16 protein-coding genes are annotated in these 17,001 nt (G+C 46.9%); 15 read left to right on the top strand and 1 reads right to left on the bottom strand.

Features of this window, described 5'->3' with window-relative positions:
• The first annotated feature begins 417 nt into the window (after nt 1–417).
• From spoIIID to ABVF09_RS15355, 5 genes are all read left to right on the top strand, one after another.
• Nucleotides 418–702 (top strand): sporulation transcriptional regulator SpoIIID, encoded by a 285-nt coding sequence (gene spoIIID / locus ABVF09_RS15375; RefSeq protein ID WP_026570749.1) that lies wholly within the window; start codon nt 418–420, stop codon nt 700–702.
• 390 nt (nt 703–1,092) lie between these two features.
• Nucleotides 1,093–2,094 carry a rod shape-determining protein gene (gene mreB / locus ABVF09_RS15370; protein WP_026570748.1) on the top strand — a complete coding sequence of 334 codons (1,002 nt, stop codon included), beginning with the start codon at nt 1,093–1,095 and terminating at the stop codon, nt 2,092–2,094.
• Between the two features lie 140 nt (nt 2,095–2,234).
• Entirely contained in the window at nt 2,235–3,059 is an 825-nt protein-coding gene (locus ABVF09_RS15365) for a flagellar hook-basal body protein (RefSeq protein WP_026570747.1), read from the top strand.
• An 11-nt stretch (nt 3,060–3,070) separates the two neighbouring features.
• On the top strand, nt 3,071–3,898 hold the full coding sequence (locus ABVF09_RS15360) for a flagellar hook-basal body protein (protein ID WP_026570746.1): 828 nt from the start codon (nt 3,071–3,073) through the stop codon (nt 3,896–3,898).
• 66 nt (nt 3,899–3,964) lie between these two features.
• Nucleotides 3,965–4,312, top strand: coding sequence for a DNA-directed RNA polymerase subunit beta (locus ABVF09_RS15355; RefSeq protein WP_371069591.1), 348 nt, complete (start codon nt 3,965–3,967; stop codon nt 4,310–4,312).
• 162 nt (nt 4,313–4,474) lie between these two features.
• On the opposite strand, the gene ABVF09_RS15350 is transcribed toward ABVF09_RS15355, so the two are convergent.
• A complete protein-coding gene (locus tag ABVF09_RS15350) occupies nt 4,475–4,615 on the bottom strand; it encodes a lmo0937 family membrane protein (protein ID WP_152525554.1) in 141 nt (46 codons plus the stop codon).
• A gap of 270 nt (nt 4,616–4,885) precedes the next feature.
• On the opposite strand from ABVF09_RS15350, the gene fabZ reads away from it, so the two are divergent.
• From fabZ to ABVF09_RS15300, 10 genes are all read left to right on the top strand, one after another.
• Nucleotides 4,886–5,305, top strand: a complete 420-nt coding sequence (gene fabZ / locus ABVF09_RS15345; RefSeq protein ID WP_026570744.1) for a 3-hydroxyacyl-ACP dehydratase FabZ — start codon at nt 4,886–4,888, stop codon at nt 5,303–5,305.
• Nucleotides 5,306–5,500: 195 nt separating this feature from the next.
• The gene (locus tag ABVF09_RS15340; protein ID WP_026570743.1) at nt 5,501–5,878 is read left to right on the top strand and encodes a hypothetical protein; all 378 of its coding nucleotides are present in this window, start codon (nt 5,501–5,503) and stop codon (nt 5,876–5,878) included.
• 369 nt (nt 5,879–6,247) lie between these two features.
• Nucleotides 6,248–6,583 carry a hypothetical protein gene (locus ABVF09_RS15335; protein ID WP_371069590.1) on the top strand — a complete coding sequence of 112 codons (336 nt, stop codon included), beginning with the start codon at nt 6,248–6,250 and terminating at the stop codon, nt 6,581–6,583.
• Nucleotides 6,584–6,932: 349 nt separating this feature from the next.
• The gene (locus tag ABVF09_RS15330) at nt 6,933–7,802 is read left to right on the top strand and encodes an efflux RND transporter periplasmic adaptor subunit (RefSeq protein WP_371069589.1); all 870 of its coding nucleotides are present in this window, start codon (nt 6,933–6,935) and stop codon (nt 7,800–7,802) included.
• A 2-nt stretch (nt 7,803–7,804) separates the two neighbouring features.
• Nucleotides 7,805–10,894 (top strand): efflux RND transporter permease subunit, encoded by a 3,090-nt coding sequence (locus ABVF09_RS15325; RefSeq protein ID WP_371069588.1) that lies wholly within the window; start codon nt 7,805–7,807, stop codon nt 10,892–10,894.
• Nucleotides 10,895–11,065: 171 nt separating this feature from the next.
• Nucleotides 11,066–12,139: a glycosyltransferase family 4 protein gene (locus ABVF09_RS15320; protein ID WP_371069587.1), complete on the top strand. Its 1,074-nt coding sequence runs from the start codon at nt 11,066–11,068 to the stop codon at nt 12,137–12,139.
• A 259-nt stretch (nt 12,140–12,398) separates the two neighbouring features.
• A complete protein-coding gene (locus ABVF09_RS15315; RefSeq protein ID WP_268744595.1) occupies nt 12,399–12,533 on the top strand; it encodes a hypothetical protein in 135 nt (44 codons plus the stop codon).
• The gene (locus tag ABVF09_RS15310) at nt 12,530–13,867 is read left to right on the top strand and encodes a UDP-glucose dehydrogenase family protein (protein ID WP_371069586.1); all 1,338 of its coding nucleotides are present in this window, start codon (nt 12,530–12,532) and stop codon (nt 13,865–13,867) included. The genes ABVF09_RS15315 and ABVF09_RS15310 overlap by 4 nt, the downstream gene beginning before the upstream one ends.
• Nucleotides 13,868–13,934: 67 nt before the next feature.
• A complete protein-coding gene (locus tag ABVF09_RS15305) occupies nt 13,935–14,132 on the top strand; it encodes a hypothetical protein (RefSeq protein WP_371069585.1) in 198 nt (65 codons plus the stop codon).
• 353 nt (nt 14,133–14,485) lie between these two features.
• Nucleotides 14,486–16,906: a cell wall-binding repeat-containing protein gene (locus ABVF09_RS15300; RefSeq protein WP_371069584.1), complete on the top strand. Its 2,421-nt coding sequence runs from the start codon at nt 14,486–14,488 to the stop codon at nt 16,904–16,906.
• Nucleotides 16,907–17,001 lie beyond the last annotated feature (95 nt).

Here is a 17,001-nt window from a genome sequence, read left to right as displayed (position 1 = left end):
CATGTAAAATAATGGGAACTAGGTCTACTTTAAGACCGGATTCTCTTTTTTTATCTTACATCAAGACCACAATGTAAAATTTTAACTAATAAGGGAGGGTGACCCATTGATGCAATGCCAATGGGACAGTCCCCCAACTCACTAACACTGCGTCGCGCTAAATTGGCAGCAAGGTGGGGGACTGTCCCCCCAATTTGCAAATTTAATCATAAATGGGGTCCGATTTTAATAAAATGTAAAAAACCTAGCATTCAAGCAGGGTCTGAGGTGAGCGTACTGTGGGGCTTTTCCGCTAAACATCGAAGATAACAACCGCGCTGCTTTGTATCTTTTTACATAGAATATTCCAGTCATTATTTTCTCAGCACCTATGTCTCATTTCACACCTTGGACTTACAACTCAGGGAGGCGAGTGGTGTGCATGACTACATCAAAGAGAGAACTATCAGGATTGGGAAGTACATTGTAGAAACCAGAAAGACGGTCAGAGTGATTGCAAAAGAGTTCGGGGTATCAAAAAGCACGGTCCATAAAGATTTAACGGAAAGACTGCCGGAGATCAACCCAGAGCTGGCTAATGAAGTGAAAACGATTTTGGATCACCATAAGGCTATCCGCCATCTCCGCGGTGGAGAAGCCACAAAATTAAAATACAGCGTCAGTACGACAGAAGCAGACACCCCCGCAGAACCAGTAAGCTAAATAGAAGATGCAGTAAACCCGGCTTACGCCCGCAATGGCGGAAGCCTTCTTTTTATTTCAGGTGATTTGGATAATTAATAAAAAAACTCCCCCAAAACAAAAGAGCCCTGACAAATTAATGTCTCTTCCGGTTGAAAGTCGCCCGCCTGTTACTTTTGACCTAAATGTATCCGACATATTGCCAAGTGATCAAATGCTTACTGCTGCTTCGACTTGTCAGTCTCTGTTTTACTGGTGTTCCGACTTCTTCAGCAGAATTTGGAAATTACCAAGATTTTTTTCGATTCCCGCTAACTAATTGAAAAGAATTGTGATAAAATATATCATTAGTAGCATTGTGTTCAGGGACGGATACGACGCATCAATATTACGCAGGGAGGATCAAGATTCATGTTTTCTAGGGACATTGGAATAGATCTTGGGACAGCGAACGTGTTAATCCACGTTAAAGGAAAAGGAATCGTACTAAATGAACCCTCGGTAGTTGCCATGGACCGCAACTCGGGAAAAGTGTTGGAAGTAGGAGATGCTGCGCGGCGCATGGTCGGACGAACCCCGGGCAACATTGAGGCTATTCGGCCGCTGAAGGATGGAGTCATTGCCGATTTTGATGTGACAGAAGCGATGTTGAGATACTTTATCAATAAAATAAATGCCCGCGGCTTTTTATCGAAGCCACGGATGCTGATTTGCTGCCCGACCAATATTACCAAGGTAGAGCAGAAGGCAATCAAAGAAGCTGCTGAAAAGTCCGGCGGTAAGAAAATATACTTAGAAGAAGAACCGAAAGTGGCAGCCATCGGAGCTGGTATGGATATTTTCCAGCCGAGCGGAAACATGGTTGTTGACATCGGCGGCGGAACGACGGATGTAGCTGTCCTTTCGATGGGTGATATTGTAACCGCCCAGTCGATTAAAATGGCCGGCGATAAGTTTGACCATGAAATCCTTAATTATGTGAAGAAAAAATATAAGCTGTTGATTGGTGAACGCACAGCGGAAGATATCAAAATCAATGTAGCCACAGTATTCCCCGGTGCCCGTGATGAAAGCATCGATATCCGCGGACGCGACATGGTGTCTGGACTTCCACGCACGATCACCATTCATTCAGCGGAAATTGAAGAGGCGCTGCGTGAATCAGTCTCTTTGATTGTACAGGCGGCCAAAACGGTGTTAGAACACACCCCGCCTGAGCTTTCGGCAGACATTATTGATCGCGGAGTCATCCTCACCGGAGGAGGCGCTTTGCTGCACGGATTCGATCAATTGCTTGCTGACCAGTTGAAAGTTCCTGTATTGCTGGCGGATGAACCGATGAACTGTGTGGCGAGAGGGACAGGTATCATGCTGGAAAACATCGACAAGGTCGATAAGAAAAGCATCGTGTAATGACCGTTTCCTACTGACGATGGTGCGAAAAATGTCTGGAAAAACAGATTTACGTATGATTTTGATACCCACTTTGAAAGTGGCATAACGAATAACATGCAGGCAGCGGCCAGCTGTTTGCTGAAAAAGGGGCAGGGATTTTGTTAAGAGGATATTATACCGCAGCTTCCGGAATGCTGGCACAACAGCGAAGGCAGGAAGCGTTGTCCAACAATATTGCCAATGCACAGACGCCTGGTTACAAGCAGGACCAGGCCACGTTGAAAGCATTTCCTGAGTTGTTGTTGCAGCGGATGGAAGAGCAGAACGTGCCGACAAGTCGTAACTTGAGCAGAGCGATGCCGACGACGATCGGGTCTATCAATTCAGGTGTCTATATACAGGAAACCATTCCGGATTTTAGCCAGGGTGATCTGCAAGAGACGGGCATCTCAACGGACATGGCGCTCGTAAATGGGAATCTGCCGGATGAAAACGGCGGCCTGTTCTTCACATTGCAAAATGGAGAAGGAGAAGAGCGATTGTCGCGGAATGGTAACTTTACCGTTGACGGGGATGGCTTTCTTGTTTCCAATCAAGGTTTTTATGTACTGGATCAAGCAGGCAATCCAATCCAGACCAACAACATGGAGTTTAATGTAACAGAGGAAGGGACCGTACAGATTGACGGGCAAAACATTCCTCTGGGAGTTGCCTATGCAGCGGATGCCAATTCTTTGATAAAGGAAGGCGAGAATGTCTTCCGGATGGATGAAGGAGCCGATCCGGCTGTCGATGCCAGAGCTGCAGCAGGTGTGACTTTTTCGGTGCAGCAGGGTGTATTGGAAGGCTCCAACGTGGATTCCTTGCGGTCGATGACGGATATGATGGAAGCTTACCGCTCGTTCGAAACCAATCAGAAGGTGTTAAAAGCATATGATTCTAGTATGGAAAAGGCCGTCAATGAAATCGGCCGAGTAAGATAAGGGGGATTGTCATGAGCAGAATCGGGATTCAGGCAGCGGTGACCATGGGACAGCTGCAAAATAAATTGGATTTGATCGGCAATAACCTGGCGAATACGAATACAAATGGTTATAAAAGCCGTCAGGCAAACTTTTCTTCCTTATTGTTTCAGCAAATCGACAACCTATCAGACCCGGCTAATGCAGAGGGTCGCTTGACGCCAGATGGATTGCGGATAGGCTCCGGAGCGAAGCTGGGTCATACCAATGCAGATTTGTCGGCCGGTTCCCTTCAGGAAACGGGAAGGGGGCTGGACGTGGCACTTCTTGATGACAATCAGCTTTTTCAAGTCCAAGTGACGGAAAATGGCGTGAGTGAAACCAGATTTACGCGTGCCGGTTCTTTTTATCTGAGTCCATTGGATAATGGGGAGGTCATGCTCACCAATCAGGATGGCAACCCGATCATGGGTGAAAACGGGCCGTTGTCTTTTGCCGATGGGTTTGAAGACATACAGATTACGGGTAATGGAATAATTGAAGTAACTCGGAACGGACAGACAGCAAGGGAAGGAAGACTTGCGGTTGTAGAAGCAGTACGGCCCCGCGTGTTAGAACCGACCGGGGATAACAGCTTCCGCCTCCCGGATTTGGACGCATTGAATTACCAGGAAGGGGAAATCATCCAGCAAGTCGGAGAAAATGATTTGCGAGTGAAAACCAGTGCCTTGGAAAATTCGAATGTCGATATATCCAAACAAATGAGTGATATGCTGTTAACGCAACGTTCTTACCAGTTCAATGCCAGGTCGATTTCCATGAGCGATCAAATGGCAGGACTGGTAAACCAACTGCGGTAATCCGATAAAATCCAGTCATCCTTTTTAGAAACCGCAGAAGATGAATAGTAAGGAGTCATCAAAGCCATGCAAACGAACAATCCTACAAAAGAAGTGAATCAGGGTCCAGCCAAGCGCAAGGAATTCAAACAGCAGACAAAGCAGCAAAGAAAGACTGCGGATCAGTCTCTGGAGAAGAAAGAAGAAGCTTCGGACCAAAAAAAAGAAAATAGAACATGGAAGCTACTAAAGGCAAGGCGCCGGATTTTTCCGATTTGGCTGCGACTGGTGGTCGTGTTTGTGCTGTGTGGGTTGGCATTGATTTGCGGATTGATGTTCGGCTATGGTGTATTAGGTGACGGAAAACCTACAGAAGCACTGGAAGTATCCACGTGGGAGCACATTATCAACATCGTGACAGGCAAACAAGAATAAAACTCGAAACCAGAGTTTGCGAATTTCGAATTGCTTACTTCCATATATAAAAAAGGTGATCACAGCTTTATAGCTTGATCACCTTTTTTTATGACACTCCGGGGACTGACCCCATACTCCCGAAAACAACGGTTACCCCCGTCTGAGGTCAGTCCCCGTTATCTAGGTTCGTCCGCGGATGAATTTTATAACTAGTACGATGACAGCGATCACCAATAGGATATGGATAATGCCGCCGACTACGTTAAAAATAAAGCCGAGCAGCCATATCGCAAGGATGATGCCCAATATGGTCCAAAGCATCTGGTTTACCTCCTCTTTAAGTTGTCCAACTGTAAAGCCTATTCCCTTCCTGCCATTTTCCTGAAACATTTGGTTTTCGCAGAAGAAATTGAATAAGACCAGCCAATCTATTCGTAGGTTTTCCGATTCAGCTGAAAAACATTCTGTTGATGCTTGGCGGAAAAGCTTGTTTTCTTTATACTTTAATAGTAGACAGGCAGGTGGCAGAAAGTCACTGTGATAACAGCAGGGTTGCTCTCTGCCGACAGATGAGAAAGGAGAAAGAGAACATTGGATATTAATGAAATCAAAGACATTATTCCGCATCGTTACCCATTCTTATTGGTGGATGAAGTAACCGAAATCGAAGAGGGAAAGCGAGTAGTCGGCAAAAAAAACGTGACCATCAATGAACCGTTTTTCCAGGGCCATTTCCCTGACTACCCTGTCATGCCAGGTGTATTGATTGTCGAAGCATTGGCGCAAGTCGGAGCAGTCGTGATCCTTAACAAGGAAGAGAACAAAGGAAAGATTGGGTTTTTGGCTGGACTTGATAAATGTCGCTTCAAACGCCAAGTAAAGCCAGGTGACCAATTACGACTCGAAGTGGAGATCATCAAGTTAAAAGGGCCGATCGGAAAAGGAAAAGCAATCGCGTCCGTAGATGGCGAAACAGCCTGCGAAGCAGAAATCATGTTCGCCATCAAATAAATACTAATACCGGGGACAGTCCCTCCTGCAGCAAGATCAAGCTTGTCGGCGCACCGGAGGGACTGTCCCCAATTTCATTATAGAGGCTGGTTTAACTTCCGGGACATGGGGATATAGTGTAACCATGAAAGAATTTAACGAATCATTGCGTCAGACCGATGCTTAAAAGTAAGACAACAAGGAGGAGTCTGAAACATGAACAGTCGTTTACTTTACAAACTGGGTGCACCCTTATTGGCGTTGTCGATTGTTTCTGCTTGCGGGAGTGGAGATGAAGAACAGCCTCCGCCGGAAGATGATCAGTCGCCCGACTCTCCCGTGGAAGAAAACAGTGACCAGCAAACCGGTGAAATCGAACAAGACAATGGTAATTCAGGCGACACTGACAGCCAGAGCGACCAAGGTACCGGTGATAATGGAACCGAAGGCGGGACAGGCGAACCGAACCGCGAAGGCAGTGATTCATCCGAAAATGAAGTAGAAAGTGAAGAAGACAGCGGTTCTAGTGATGACTCATCGATGGACGAAGATTCCACGAATGATGATTCCGATCAAGAAAATCAAGACCAATAAAACTCCCTCGAGGGACAGACCCCCAACGCTTGATAGTGGTAGCGCGATAGCGTATTACTGTGTTGGGGGTCTGTCCCCTCATTCATTTCCTTCCTTTATGCTTGTTTATTTTCCTTCCATGTATAATTTTCTATTTGGATGGCATTCTAGTGGTGAGTCTTTTTTCGGTATCTATCAGGAACAGATGCTGAATGGAAACTGGCTGCTCTCATTTGTTAAGAGGTTTCTTTAACTGACTTCCTCGTACAGTCAGGCTGCTTTCTCGTCTATAGGAAAACAAGCTTGTACATCCTTACAAAAACTTTAGAAACTTTTTTGAAAAAATGGGAAGGCTATATATGGAAGACAACATAAAGGAGGTTTTTACCTATGAAAAAACACTTGCTATTAAAGTTGGGGGCATCCATGCTGGCCTTGATGCTCATGGCTGCCTGCGGTAACGATGATAACGACAATCCACCGCCGGAAGATAATAATGATGCACCGGTGGAAGACGACGGCAATGATGAGGATGACATGAATCAAGGCGACAATAACATGGATGAGAACGACACCGATGAAGGCATCATCGATGAAGGTGATGACCAAGAGAACGGCAACCAGGATGATCAAGGGGATACAGATCAAGATTCCGGTGATCTGACCGACGAGAACAATGATGCCACCAATGAAGACACGATGAATGACGACGACAAAAATCAATAATCCATAAGCTCAGAATATCCTGTCACCACGAAACGGAGGCAGGATATTTTTCGTTCATTTAATATGCCGTGTAATTGTCACACTGGCCGATACGTGATATAGTAAAACACGACTGACTGGTCATTATGGGTATATTTTCTCGAATTTATAAAAACAATTGAAACCCAAACGGTAATCAAGCCGTATAATCACAGTGGGAAAAATTTTCAGTAACAGAACAGCCGGAGTATTCGACAAGAAGCACTTCGACTGCAAGATTTGACAAAAAAGCGTGAACTATAGAAAATATCGGCATAGTGTGCCGGAGATGGATCATACATATGGTCAGCAAATGGAGAGGAGAATGATCATGAAAAAATTCGCATTGCTGCTGCTGGCACTGATTGCCCTGGTACTGGCGGCTTGTTCTGAACAGGAATCGGATAACAGCGGGGAAGAAGAAAGCGTGACTCCCGTTGAAGTGGGGGAAGTAACAAAAGGGGATTTAACAGTGGATAAGCAATTTTATGGCAGGGTGACACCTGAGTCCACAGCACCTGTCCTTCCTCCCACAGCCGGTGAAGTAGATTCGCTGGAAGTGGAAAAAGGTGACAAGGTGGAAGAGGGTGATGTCATCGCCACCATCAAATCTGCGGAAGGGATGGGGAACGTCGACATCGAAGCGCCTGCAGACGGGGAGGTTACGTCGCTTGAAGCCAACGAAGGCGGAATGGTCTCCGGTTCCGAACCACTTGCCACGATCGTCGATTTGGACAATCTATTAGTAGAAGTGACCGTAACTGCAGAAGACCTGGAATTGTTTGAAGATAAAGACGAGGCGAAAGTGCAGTTTACCAGTTTGGACAAAGAATTGACTGCTACAATTGAATATGCCGCTTCGGTTCCAGACGATACCGGTTTGTACCCTGTCGAGTTGTCGTTCGAAAATGAAGACAATGATATCAAACCGGGTATGACTGCCGCAGTTCAATTGGCTGAAAAAGTGGTCAAGGATACGTTGCTTGTTCCAACTGCAGCTCTGGTGGATGACAGCGGGGAAGCGCTTATTTATACCGTGAAAGATGACCAGGCAACAGAAGTGCCTGTCGAAATAGTCGAAACCCAATCCGATCTGACAGCGATTGAAGCAGATGTAGCTGAAGGGGATACAGTGGTCGTCAAAGGACAGCTCACCTTAAGTGATGGCGGGCAAGTCAGCATCAAGAAGGAGGAGCAATAATCGTGAAGTTAGTAGATACTTCCGTCAAGCGTCCGGTTGGCGTGGTCATGATCGTCTTGGCTATCCTGGCGCTGGGCTTTGTTTCATTACGCAGTTTAGCAATCGATTTGTTTCCGAAAATTGACTTGCCGATTGCCGTAGTAGCGACCAGTTACCCGGATGCTGCTCCAGAGGAAGTCGAAAAGCAAGTCAGTCAGCCGCTCGAAGCTTCGCTCAGTTCGATAGAAGGGGTGGAAACAGTACAATCCCAATCCCAATCTGGTTCCTCCCTTGTTATCATCATGTTCTCGACCGGCACCAACCTGGACAACGCCCTGCTCGAAGTGCGTGAACAGGTCGATTCAGCCAAAGGAATGTTGCCGGACAGTGCGGACGATCCGTCCGTACTCCGCTTCAATCCTGATCAAATGCCGATCATGTGGGTTGGGCTGACAGGCGATAATCTGTCCCAACTGCAAAACGTGGCCGATGATCAAGTGGTCCCATACTTTGAACGGCAGGAAGGCGTAGCCTCGGTGACCGTCGAAGGCGGACAGACGAGAGAAATCCAGCTCGAACTCGATCAAGGAAAAATGGCACAATACGGCTTGAGCACGCAGGATATCTCGCAGGCACTCGGTGGGGTGAACCAATCCGGTTCAGCGGGAACCGTGCAAAAAGGCGATCAGGACCTGCAAGTACGGGTGAATGGGGACTTTGATTCGGTTGATGATATCCGGGAGACGATCATCCAGTCGCAGTCCGGCACCCAAGTACACGTAGAAGATATTGCTGAAGTAAAAGATACATTTGAAGAGTCGAACGGAACCACCATGGTCAATGGAAAGCAGGCGGCAGTCCTTTCCGTCATGAAAAAGACCGACGGTAACACCGTGGATGTTTCCGACAATGTCACGGCAGCAGTCGAGGACTTGAAAGAAGAGCTGCCGGAAGGCGTTTCGCTCGATGTCGTGATCGATACGTCGACATTCATCAAATCATCGATCAGTTCCGTGGTCCAAAATATGATTATCGGTGGGATCTTTTCCATTCTTGTCCTGTTGCTGTTCTTAAAGAGCATCCGGGCGACCATCGTCATCGGACTCTCTATTCCGATTGCGATCATCTCCACCTTTACCTTGCTTTACTTTACTGGTGAAACACTGAACGTCCTGACCATGGGCGGACTGGCGCTTGGCATCGGAATGATGGTCGACAGTTCGATCGTCATATTGGAAAATATCGTTTCCTATCGCCAGCGCGGCTTTTCGATGGTGGAAGCCGCCAAGAAGGGAGCATCGGAACTGGCTCCTGCTGTTATCGCCTCGACGACGACAACATTGGTCGTATTCTTGCCGATTGTCTTTGTTGAAGGCATTGCATCCAGCCTGTTCACGCCGTTCGCATTAACCGTTTCGTTTGCATTGATTGCATCGTTGGTTGTTTCCATCACTTTGATTCCGATGCTGTCATCCAAACTGCTGAGCAAAGCCATGCAAGACCATGGCCGGCGTTACTGGTTCGACCGCTTCCTGGATAAATTCAATAATGGCTATAAAGGCGTGCTTCGTAAAGTGCTGAAGTTCCGCAAAACGACTGTATTTGTGACCTTCCTGTGCATTGTCGGAAGCCTTGCTTTGATTCCGTTCATCGGCGCTGAATTCATGCCTGCATCCGATGAAGGACAAATCGAGATTGCACTGGAAACACCTACCGGCACTTCGACAGAAGAGACCGAAGAAATTGCAGCAGAAGTCAGTGAGAGATTGCAAAGTTATCAAGATGTACTAGATACAAGTTATTTGAGTATTGGCGGCGGCAACCAGATGATGGGCGGTGGTGGAGGAGGAAATCAAGCTTCTTATACCTTGCAGCTGGTTTCTTCTGAAGATCGCAGCCAAACGACCGATGAAGTGATCGCCGATATGCAAAAGGACATGGAAGATATCGTAGGTGCCGATATATCAGTAAATTCACTTGGCGGATCAGGGATGAGCACCGGTTCACCAATACAAATTCAGCTGACCGGACCTGAACATGAAGTACTGCGCGAACTGGCCGATCAAGTCGTTTCTGAAATCGGCGAAGTGGATGGAGTGCTGAATCCAACCTCCTCGATTTCCGATACACAGCCAGAGCTGAACGTAACGGTTGATCGGGAAGCTGCCGCTCAACAAGGCTTGACACACCAGCAAATCATGAGCCAGATTCAAATGGCCTTCACCGGTCAGGTGGTCATGAATTATCGGGAAAACGGGGACGATATGAACGTACGTCTGACCTTCCCGGAAGATCAACGCGGCACGATTGCCGACTTGCAAAATTTGAAGATTCAATCACCGCAAGGAACGATGATACCGTTGGATTCGGTAGCCGATTTTGAACAAATTCAAAGTCCTGCTACGTTGTCCAGGGAAAATCAGCAGCCGCAGGTCAACGTCTCCAGTGACATCTCGGGCCGGGATTTGGCCAGCGTCAGTGGCGATGTGGAAACGAAACTCGACCAGTTAAACTTCCCGGATGAATATTCCTATTCCATGGGTGGTGAAGTAGAGGATATGGCCGAGGCGTTTTCCGATTTGGCAGTGGCGCTTGTATTCTCGATTTTCCTTGTTTACGCCGTAATGGCAGTTCAGTTCGAGAACTTCCTGACACCGCTGGTTATCATGTTCTCGCTTCCGGCAACAGTCGTCGGTATCCTGCTCGGACTGTTCCTGACAGGCAAACCGTTGAGCATCACGGCGTTCATCGGAATCATCATGTTAGCAGGTATTGTCGTCAACAATGCCATCGTGCTGGTCGACTATATCAATATTCTTCGAGGACGGGGCATGTCCCGTTTCGATGCCATCCTCGAAGCAGGCGCCAGTAGAATGCGGCCGATTTTGATGACAACCTTGACGACGATTCTCGGAATGGTGCCATTGGCGCTCGGTTTAGGCGAAGGAGCTGAATCGCAGCAGCCGCTGGCCATCACGATCATTTTCGGTCTGGGAATCTCCAGCATTTTCACCCTGCTGCTGATCCCGGTTGTTTACACCTACTTTGACGGATTGTCGGGACGAATCGTCCGCTTGTTCCGTCGTGATAAAAAGCGGGAACAAAACGCTTAGCAAGTAAAAGACGTATGTGCCCACCCGGGTGCATGCGTTTTTTGCCTGCTTTTATATGTTTGGGCTGGTGCGTCTCGGTGAATAATTGAAATAGAGTGTAGTAAAATTGTAATATTATCGAACGTTTGATTCATATTAAAGATGAGAGAAATCAATTAAAGTAGGGATTCTATGGTTAACCTGACAGAGCTTGTCATTGCCTTTCTGATTTCACTGCTGGCTACTGCCTTGCTCGTTGTTCCTGTGAAAAAGCTCGCAGTCAAAATCGGAGCGATGGATAAGCCGGAGGCCAGAAAAATTCATAAAGTCGCGATTCCAAGACTGGGCGGCCTGGCCATTTTTTTAGGCACGGTTCTCGGCTTGCTGTATTTGCAGCCGGTTCACCGCCATATGTTCGAAATCGGTCTCGGGGCGATCATCGTCGTCATTCTCGGAATTCTTGATGATAAATTTCAGCTGGGCCCATTGTATAAATTGATCGGGCAAATCTCAGCTGCCGGCGTGTTGATATACGGCGGCCTGATCATCGAGCGGATCAATGTACCGCTTTTTGGATTAGTGGAACTTGGTAATTGGAGTTTTATCGTCACGTTGTTATGGATTGTGGGCATAACCAATGCCATCAACCTAATCGACGGGTTGGATGGACTGGCTTCCGGCGTGTCGGCAATTGCTTTGATCAGCGTGCTGATTATGGCGCTTGGTGATTACCGCGTGGTCGTTGTGTATTTTTGCGTCGTATTGATTGCCAGCAATATCGGTTTTCTCTATCATAATTTCTATCCGGCAAAAATCTATATGGGCGATACCGGATCGATGTTTCTCGGGTATTCCGTAGCCGTCATTTCCTTGCTTGGATTGTTCAAAAATGTGACATTGTTCAGTTTTATCATCCCGGTGATCGTTTTGGCGGTACCCATATTCGATACGTTGTTCGCCATAGTGCGAAGGTTGTACAACCATGAAAACATCATGCTTCCCGATAAAAAGCATATTCATTATCAATTGCTTGCCTCGGGATTCAGCCACCGGGCAACCGTGCTGATCATTTACGGTTTCAGCGCCGTATTCGGCATCCTCGGCATCATGTTCTCGAATGCATCGCTCACTTTTTCACTGGTCATTTCTTTCATTATTTTGCTGCTGCTTACTTTGATAGCGGAAATCGGCGCAGTGGAGAAAAGGAAAAAACCGTTGATCAACAGCATGCACAAGCTGGTAAAACGCACCAATGACCGTGGCTGAATATGAAGCAAAATTAACAAAAACCTAACAAACACGATTTTACAGAAAGAAAATAAAAGGCGTCCTTTTTTCAAACGAGAAAGGACGCCTTTTATTGTGGTTTTGTTGTTTGTAAACATTGTAAACGCGCGGGAAACCGCATGTTCAGGGGGATTGTGGCGATTCTATCGACGGGGTAGGATGAAGTCAACGGTCATGCATGGATTCGCATGCTGCCCAATATAAATAGAAGTAACCCCTGACAAAGGAGAGCGATCTGATGAATATGAATGAACAAGCGTCCCGAACTGCGGCATTACCTGGCAGCAAAAGAAAGAAGCAATTGGAGCATCCGTTGGTTGACTTCCTCTCCATTGGATACGGAAAGAAGCAAAAGGCGGTGAAACTGCCATGAATATAGCGGTCATTGGTACGGGTTACGTCGGTTTGGTCACAGGTGTTTGTTTAGCAGAAATCGGCCACTCGGTTACTTGTTTGGATATCGATGAAGAAAAAGTCAGTCTGTTGAACCACGGCAGGTCCCCGATTTTTGAAGAAGGGCTGGAAGATTTACTCGGAAAAAATCTCCGACGCGGCAGGCTGGAGTTTACTACCGATTATGAAGAAGGGCTGGCCGGGAAAGAGGTTGTCTACTTGGCTGTCGGAACACCGGAAACGGCTGACGGCTCAGCTGATTTGACTTTTATTGAAGCGGCTAGCAGAGCGATTGCCGGCCATTTGAAGCAGAATGCGGTGATTGTGACGAAAAGCACTGTTCCCGTGGGAACCAATCAATCTATCAAAAGAATGATAGAGGCAGAATTGGCCGAACCGGTTCAAATACGCATCGTTTCCAACCCGGAATTCCTCCGTCAAGGTACGGCAGTACAGGATACGTTTCACGGGGAGCGCATTGTGATAGGGTCTGATGATCCAATTGCACTGGAACTGCTGGAGGAAATCAACCGGCCGTTCCAGCTGCCAATCGTCAAAACGGATTTACGCAGCGCCGAAATGATCAAATATGCCTCCAATGCATTTTTGGCGGCTAAAATAAGCTTTATTAACGAAATGGCTCATTTGTGCGCCCATGTAGGAGCCAATGTCGATAACGTGGCAGAAGGAATGGGAATGGATTCGCGTATCGGCAGTAAGTTTCTCCAAGCGGGGCTCGGCTATGGCGGCTCTTGTTTTCCAAAGGACACCAATGCATTGATCGCGATGGGAAGAAGTCATGATTACCCGATGCCATTGCTTGGCAGTGTCCAGCATGTCAATGAGAATCAGCGGGAGTGGCTGGTGGAAATGATTCAAGCCCGTTTAGGAAGTCTTGAAGGCAAAACCATCGCTTTGCTTGGTCTGACATTCAAACCGAATACAGACGATATGCGGGAATCACCCGCCATACGGGTCGCAGAGAAACTGCAGGCTGCAGGCGCTATGCTTCGCGGGTATGACCCGGTTGCTGTCTCTCGAGCCAGACAACTGATGCCTGCCGAAATCATGTTGACCGACAATCTGCAGGAGGCTGTCCAAGCTGCAGACTGTGCCGTGATCGTCACCGATTGGAAGCAGATCAAGGATCTTCCGTTAACGGAATATGCCCGCCTGCTGGCCAGTCCGCTTCTGTTTGACGGCCGTAACTGCTTCGCCTTGAAAGATGCAGAAGCAAGTGAAATCGAGTACCATTCGATTGGACGGCCGACTGTCAACTCGTCTAGGGCGGTTACCTCTTTGGCAAGTCACTAGACCGTAGGATGACCGAAAAAAGGTATTCCATGCTAAACTGGAAATAACAATCATATGGAGGTGGAGCATGGACGGGGACGCTGTGTTTTGGGTTACAACTATCGGTGGATTATTGTCATTGGGCGCATGGGCTTGGTATTATGCAACACTTGGAAAAAGCGTTTCACAAGAAGAAAAAGAAGCCGGACGAGACCTAACGTACGAAATCAATCCATTCACCGGCTCTGCAAAACCATATAAGAAAAAGAAGCATTCCCAAGAATAAAGAGCCCAACCCGGCTCCTTTTTTTATCTTGCATATAGGCCATATTACCTACGGGGTCAGTCCCCATCTATCGCCGGGGACTGACCCCACAACCTGACCCCACACCTTAATAAATCTTCAACAAAACTTTACAGTAAACGTTTGATTACTTTGTTTAGTTTTCTTGAAATTTTGGTTAACTATCTAAAACGGCACAAGCGTGTCCCCCAACAGAGGGTAAGATGCGCACGATTCATCCTGAACGTTAAGGGAACCAGATTGGTTTACAATTATCAAAGCCGCGTTGACAAAGCCTCTATCTCCGTTTTTTATAAGATTCATAGAGTTAAAAAAAGGGGAGAGGGTGTTCGATTTTGTCGAAATACTTTGGAGACAAAACAAGCATAAAGAAAGCAGGCGGCTTTGTCCTGAGTTTGCTGTTTTTGTTTATGGCGGCCAGTCATTTGACTGCTGCCGAGGAAAACGGAATACCGGGAGGGGAAACCCAACTGGAATTTGAAGGAGGATTGACCGCTGAAGTAAACAACAACCAAACAACATCATCGATTAAAGTGGTGAGAAATGCCAAAGTGTTGTATAGCAACAAAGCCACTCTGGCGGCTATCGCCGATATTCAATTACTAACGGAGAATACCGATCACTACCTGATTATCGAATATCGATTGGATGGTACTGGCCAAGAGGTATATTTTGAAGTGCTCTCTGGTGGTCAAGAGTATCAAAAAGTTTTCACTTCTCCTACCTATCAACGGGCAGCCTTAGAGATGGAAGGTCAGGAGATAACGGTGAGCTACCCAGTATTCGAAAACAATGACATCATGACAGAGCCGACTGATATTCTCGACGATGTGTTTAAACTAGAACAAGGTAAAGTCAAAAAGCAAGCTAATGAGCAGCCTTCCGCTATGTCCAAAATCACAAGTCGATTTGCTATCCTGGCTTCCGTTGAGGAAAAATACAGTAACCCCTCCTACAGTGAAATCTCCCGCATCCTCACTGAAGAAGCGGTCAACGCCGGCATTCCTCCGGAGATCGTCAAAGCAACCGCCTACCAGGAAAGCGGTTGGCAACAGTATTGGCCAAAGGGTAATACGCCGGAATCCCATTATAGAAAAAACTGCCCGAATTGGGATGGCACCAATGTCAAACTGGGCTACGACTGCATCGGCATCGGAATCATGCAAGTATCAGACTATCGATTCATAGAAGATCCCGAAGAAAAGCAGCGCGAAATCAACAAGCTTTCTACCGATATCCGTTACAACATTCGAGAAGGGTTGAAAATTTTACAGCAGAAATGGAACTATGCCAATGCAGGATTAATACCGAAGATAAATGACCATGATAAATCAAAGCTGGAAAACTGGTATTTTGCCATTCTTGCGTATAATGGTTTGTCCTCGCGGAATGATCCGCTCACAAATCCGGCATCTGCTTATCAGGAAAAAATCTATCGACACATCAACGACTATGGTCTCTTAGAAGACTTGCCGCCATTTCCCACCTATTTATTGAACCCTAGGATTGATGGGATTCTGCGTTTCGGCGGGGAAACAATCCGTTATAAAGCGAGCCAGGTGACGACCAGGCAAAACTATTCGGTCAATCAACCAGTTTATGTTACGGCTGACAGGCTGACGTTGAGGGACAGTCCCTCCGGTTCGCAGATCGGTTCACTAAAGCGAGGAGAAAGGGTGACCATTACTGGTTCATTTCAATCTTCCAACAGTAACACCTCCCAGTTTGTCTGGTACCCGGTAAGGACAAGCAGCGGAAAAACCGGTTTTGCTGCGAGCAGTTACTTAAGCAGTTCGCCAAACACCCTTACCTATGCTTTGGAAGGAAGCCGGCGGTATGAAACGAGCGTCAGCATCGCCAACTTCGGCTGGCACTGGAACAATAGCCAAGGCGTTATACTGGGAAGGGGGGACTTGCCAATCGATGCATTGACTGGGAGCGTGTTGGCGGCAAAGTTTGCGTCCCCGTTATTGCTGACCACTCCAGGTACGCTGCAAGAGGTTACCTTGAAGGAAATCGACCGGCTTAATCCGGACCATTATGTTTCAGGATCCAGGCCCTACAAAATTTATTTACTTGGAGGTACTGCGGCAGTTTCTTTGAAAATAGAAAACAAATTGAAATCCCGCTATGGAAATGCCGAGATCATCCGGTTATCCGGAGCGACCCGATATGAAACAGCTGCCAATATTGCCGAAGTGACTGCCCGATCGAACACTGCCGATGAAATCTATCTCACGACAGGTGACGAAAAGTCTTCTGACGCACTATCCATTGCTTCTTATGCAGCAGAAAATCAAATTCCGATTCTGCTGACGGAAAAAAGCCGATTAAACAAACAAGTTTCTCAATTTATACAAGATAACAATATACGCAAAGCAACTATCATCGGTGGTACAAACGCTGTTTCTGCAGCCGTCGAGAAAACATTGCGGCAAAAGGTCAGTATAGTCGAACGGGTATCAGGCAAAACTAGATTTGAAACAAGTGTGGCAATCGCCGAAAAATATTATCCAAAACAGGCACTATCCAACGTTTTTTTTGCAAGGGGCTATGGCATGGCGGATTCCCTGTCCGGAACTGCCTTGGCTGCCCGGCAAAAGTCACCGCTGCTGTTGACGAACGAGAAGGAAGTGCCCGAAGTGCTTTCCGAATGGCTGAAAGGACTGCCCGGCGAACCGGTTTATTACTATTTGGGCGGAAACAGTGCGATTTCCCCCTCTGTCAGAAACAAGCTGGAAGGTCTGTTCCATTAACAAAGATTCACAGAATACTAAGTTAATATGAAGTACGTAAAGAGTGCGTTAAGAATCATGAATTTTCCTTTTTCTTTTGTTTAGGTTTGGTATAT

The sequence above is a fragment of the Sediminibacillus sp. JSM 1682029 genome (assembly GCF_041366435.1).
Taxonomy (GTDB): domain Bacteria; phylum Bacillota; class Bacilli; order Bacillales; family Amphibacillaceae; genus Sediminibacillus; species Sediminibacillus terrae.
The sequence above is the reverse complement of the archived record's forward strand: the minus strand, read 5'-3'. Positions and strand labels throughout refer to the sequence as shown.

What these genes read in the sequence shown, in the direction of transcription:
- mreB (WP_026570748.1), top strand. Translation starts at nt 1,093, where the DNA reads ATGTTTTCTAGGGACATTGGAATAGATCTTGGGACAGCGAACGTGTTA.
- ABVF09_RS15360 (WP_026570746.1), top strand. Translation starts at nt 3,071, where the DNA reads ATGAGCAGAATCGGGATTCAGGCAGCGGTGACCATGGGACAGCTGCAA.
- ABVF09_RS15355 (WP_371069591.1), top strand. Translation starts at nt 3,965, where the DNA reads ATGCAAACGAACAATCCTACAAAAGAAGTGAATCAGGGTCCAGCCAAG.
- ABVF09_RS15350 (WP_152525554.1), bottom strand. Translation starts at nt 4,615, where the DNA reads ATGCTTTGGACCATATTGGGCATCATCCTTGCGATATGGCTGCTCGGC.
- ABVF09_RS15340 (WP_026570743.1), top strand. Translation starts at nt 5,501, where the DNA reads ATGAACAGTCGTTTACTTTACAAACTGGGTGCACCCTTATTGGCGTTG.
- ABVF09_RS15335 (WP_371069590.1), top strand. Translation starts at nt 6,248, where the DNA reads ATGAAAAAACACTTGCTATTAAAGTTGGGGGCATCCATGCTGGCCTTG.
- ABVF09_RS15330 (WP_371069589.1), top strand. Translation starts at nt 6,933, where the DNA reads ATGAAAAAATTCGCATTGCTGCTGCTGGCACTGATTGCCCTGGTACTG.
- ABVF09_RS15320 (WP_371069587.1), top strand. Translation starts at nt 11,066, where the DNA reads ATGGTTAACCTGACAGAGCTTGTCATTGCCTTTCTGATTTCACTGCTG.
- ABVF09_RS15315 (WP_268744595.1), top strand. Translation starts at nt 12,399, where the DNA reads ATGAATATGAATGAACAAGCGTCCCGAACTGCGGCATTACCTGGCAGC.
- ABVF09_RS15310 (WP_371069586.1), top strand. Translation starts at nt 12,530, where the DNA reads ATGAATATAGCGGTCATTGGTACGGGTTACGTCGGTTTGGTCACAGGT.
- ABVF09_RS15305 (WP_371069585.1), top strand. Translation starts at nt 13,935, where the DNA reads ATGGACGGGGACGCTGTGTTTTGGGTTACAACTATCGGTGGATTATTG.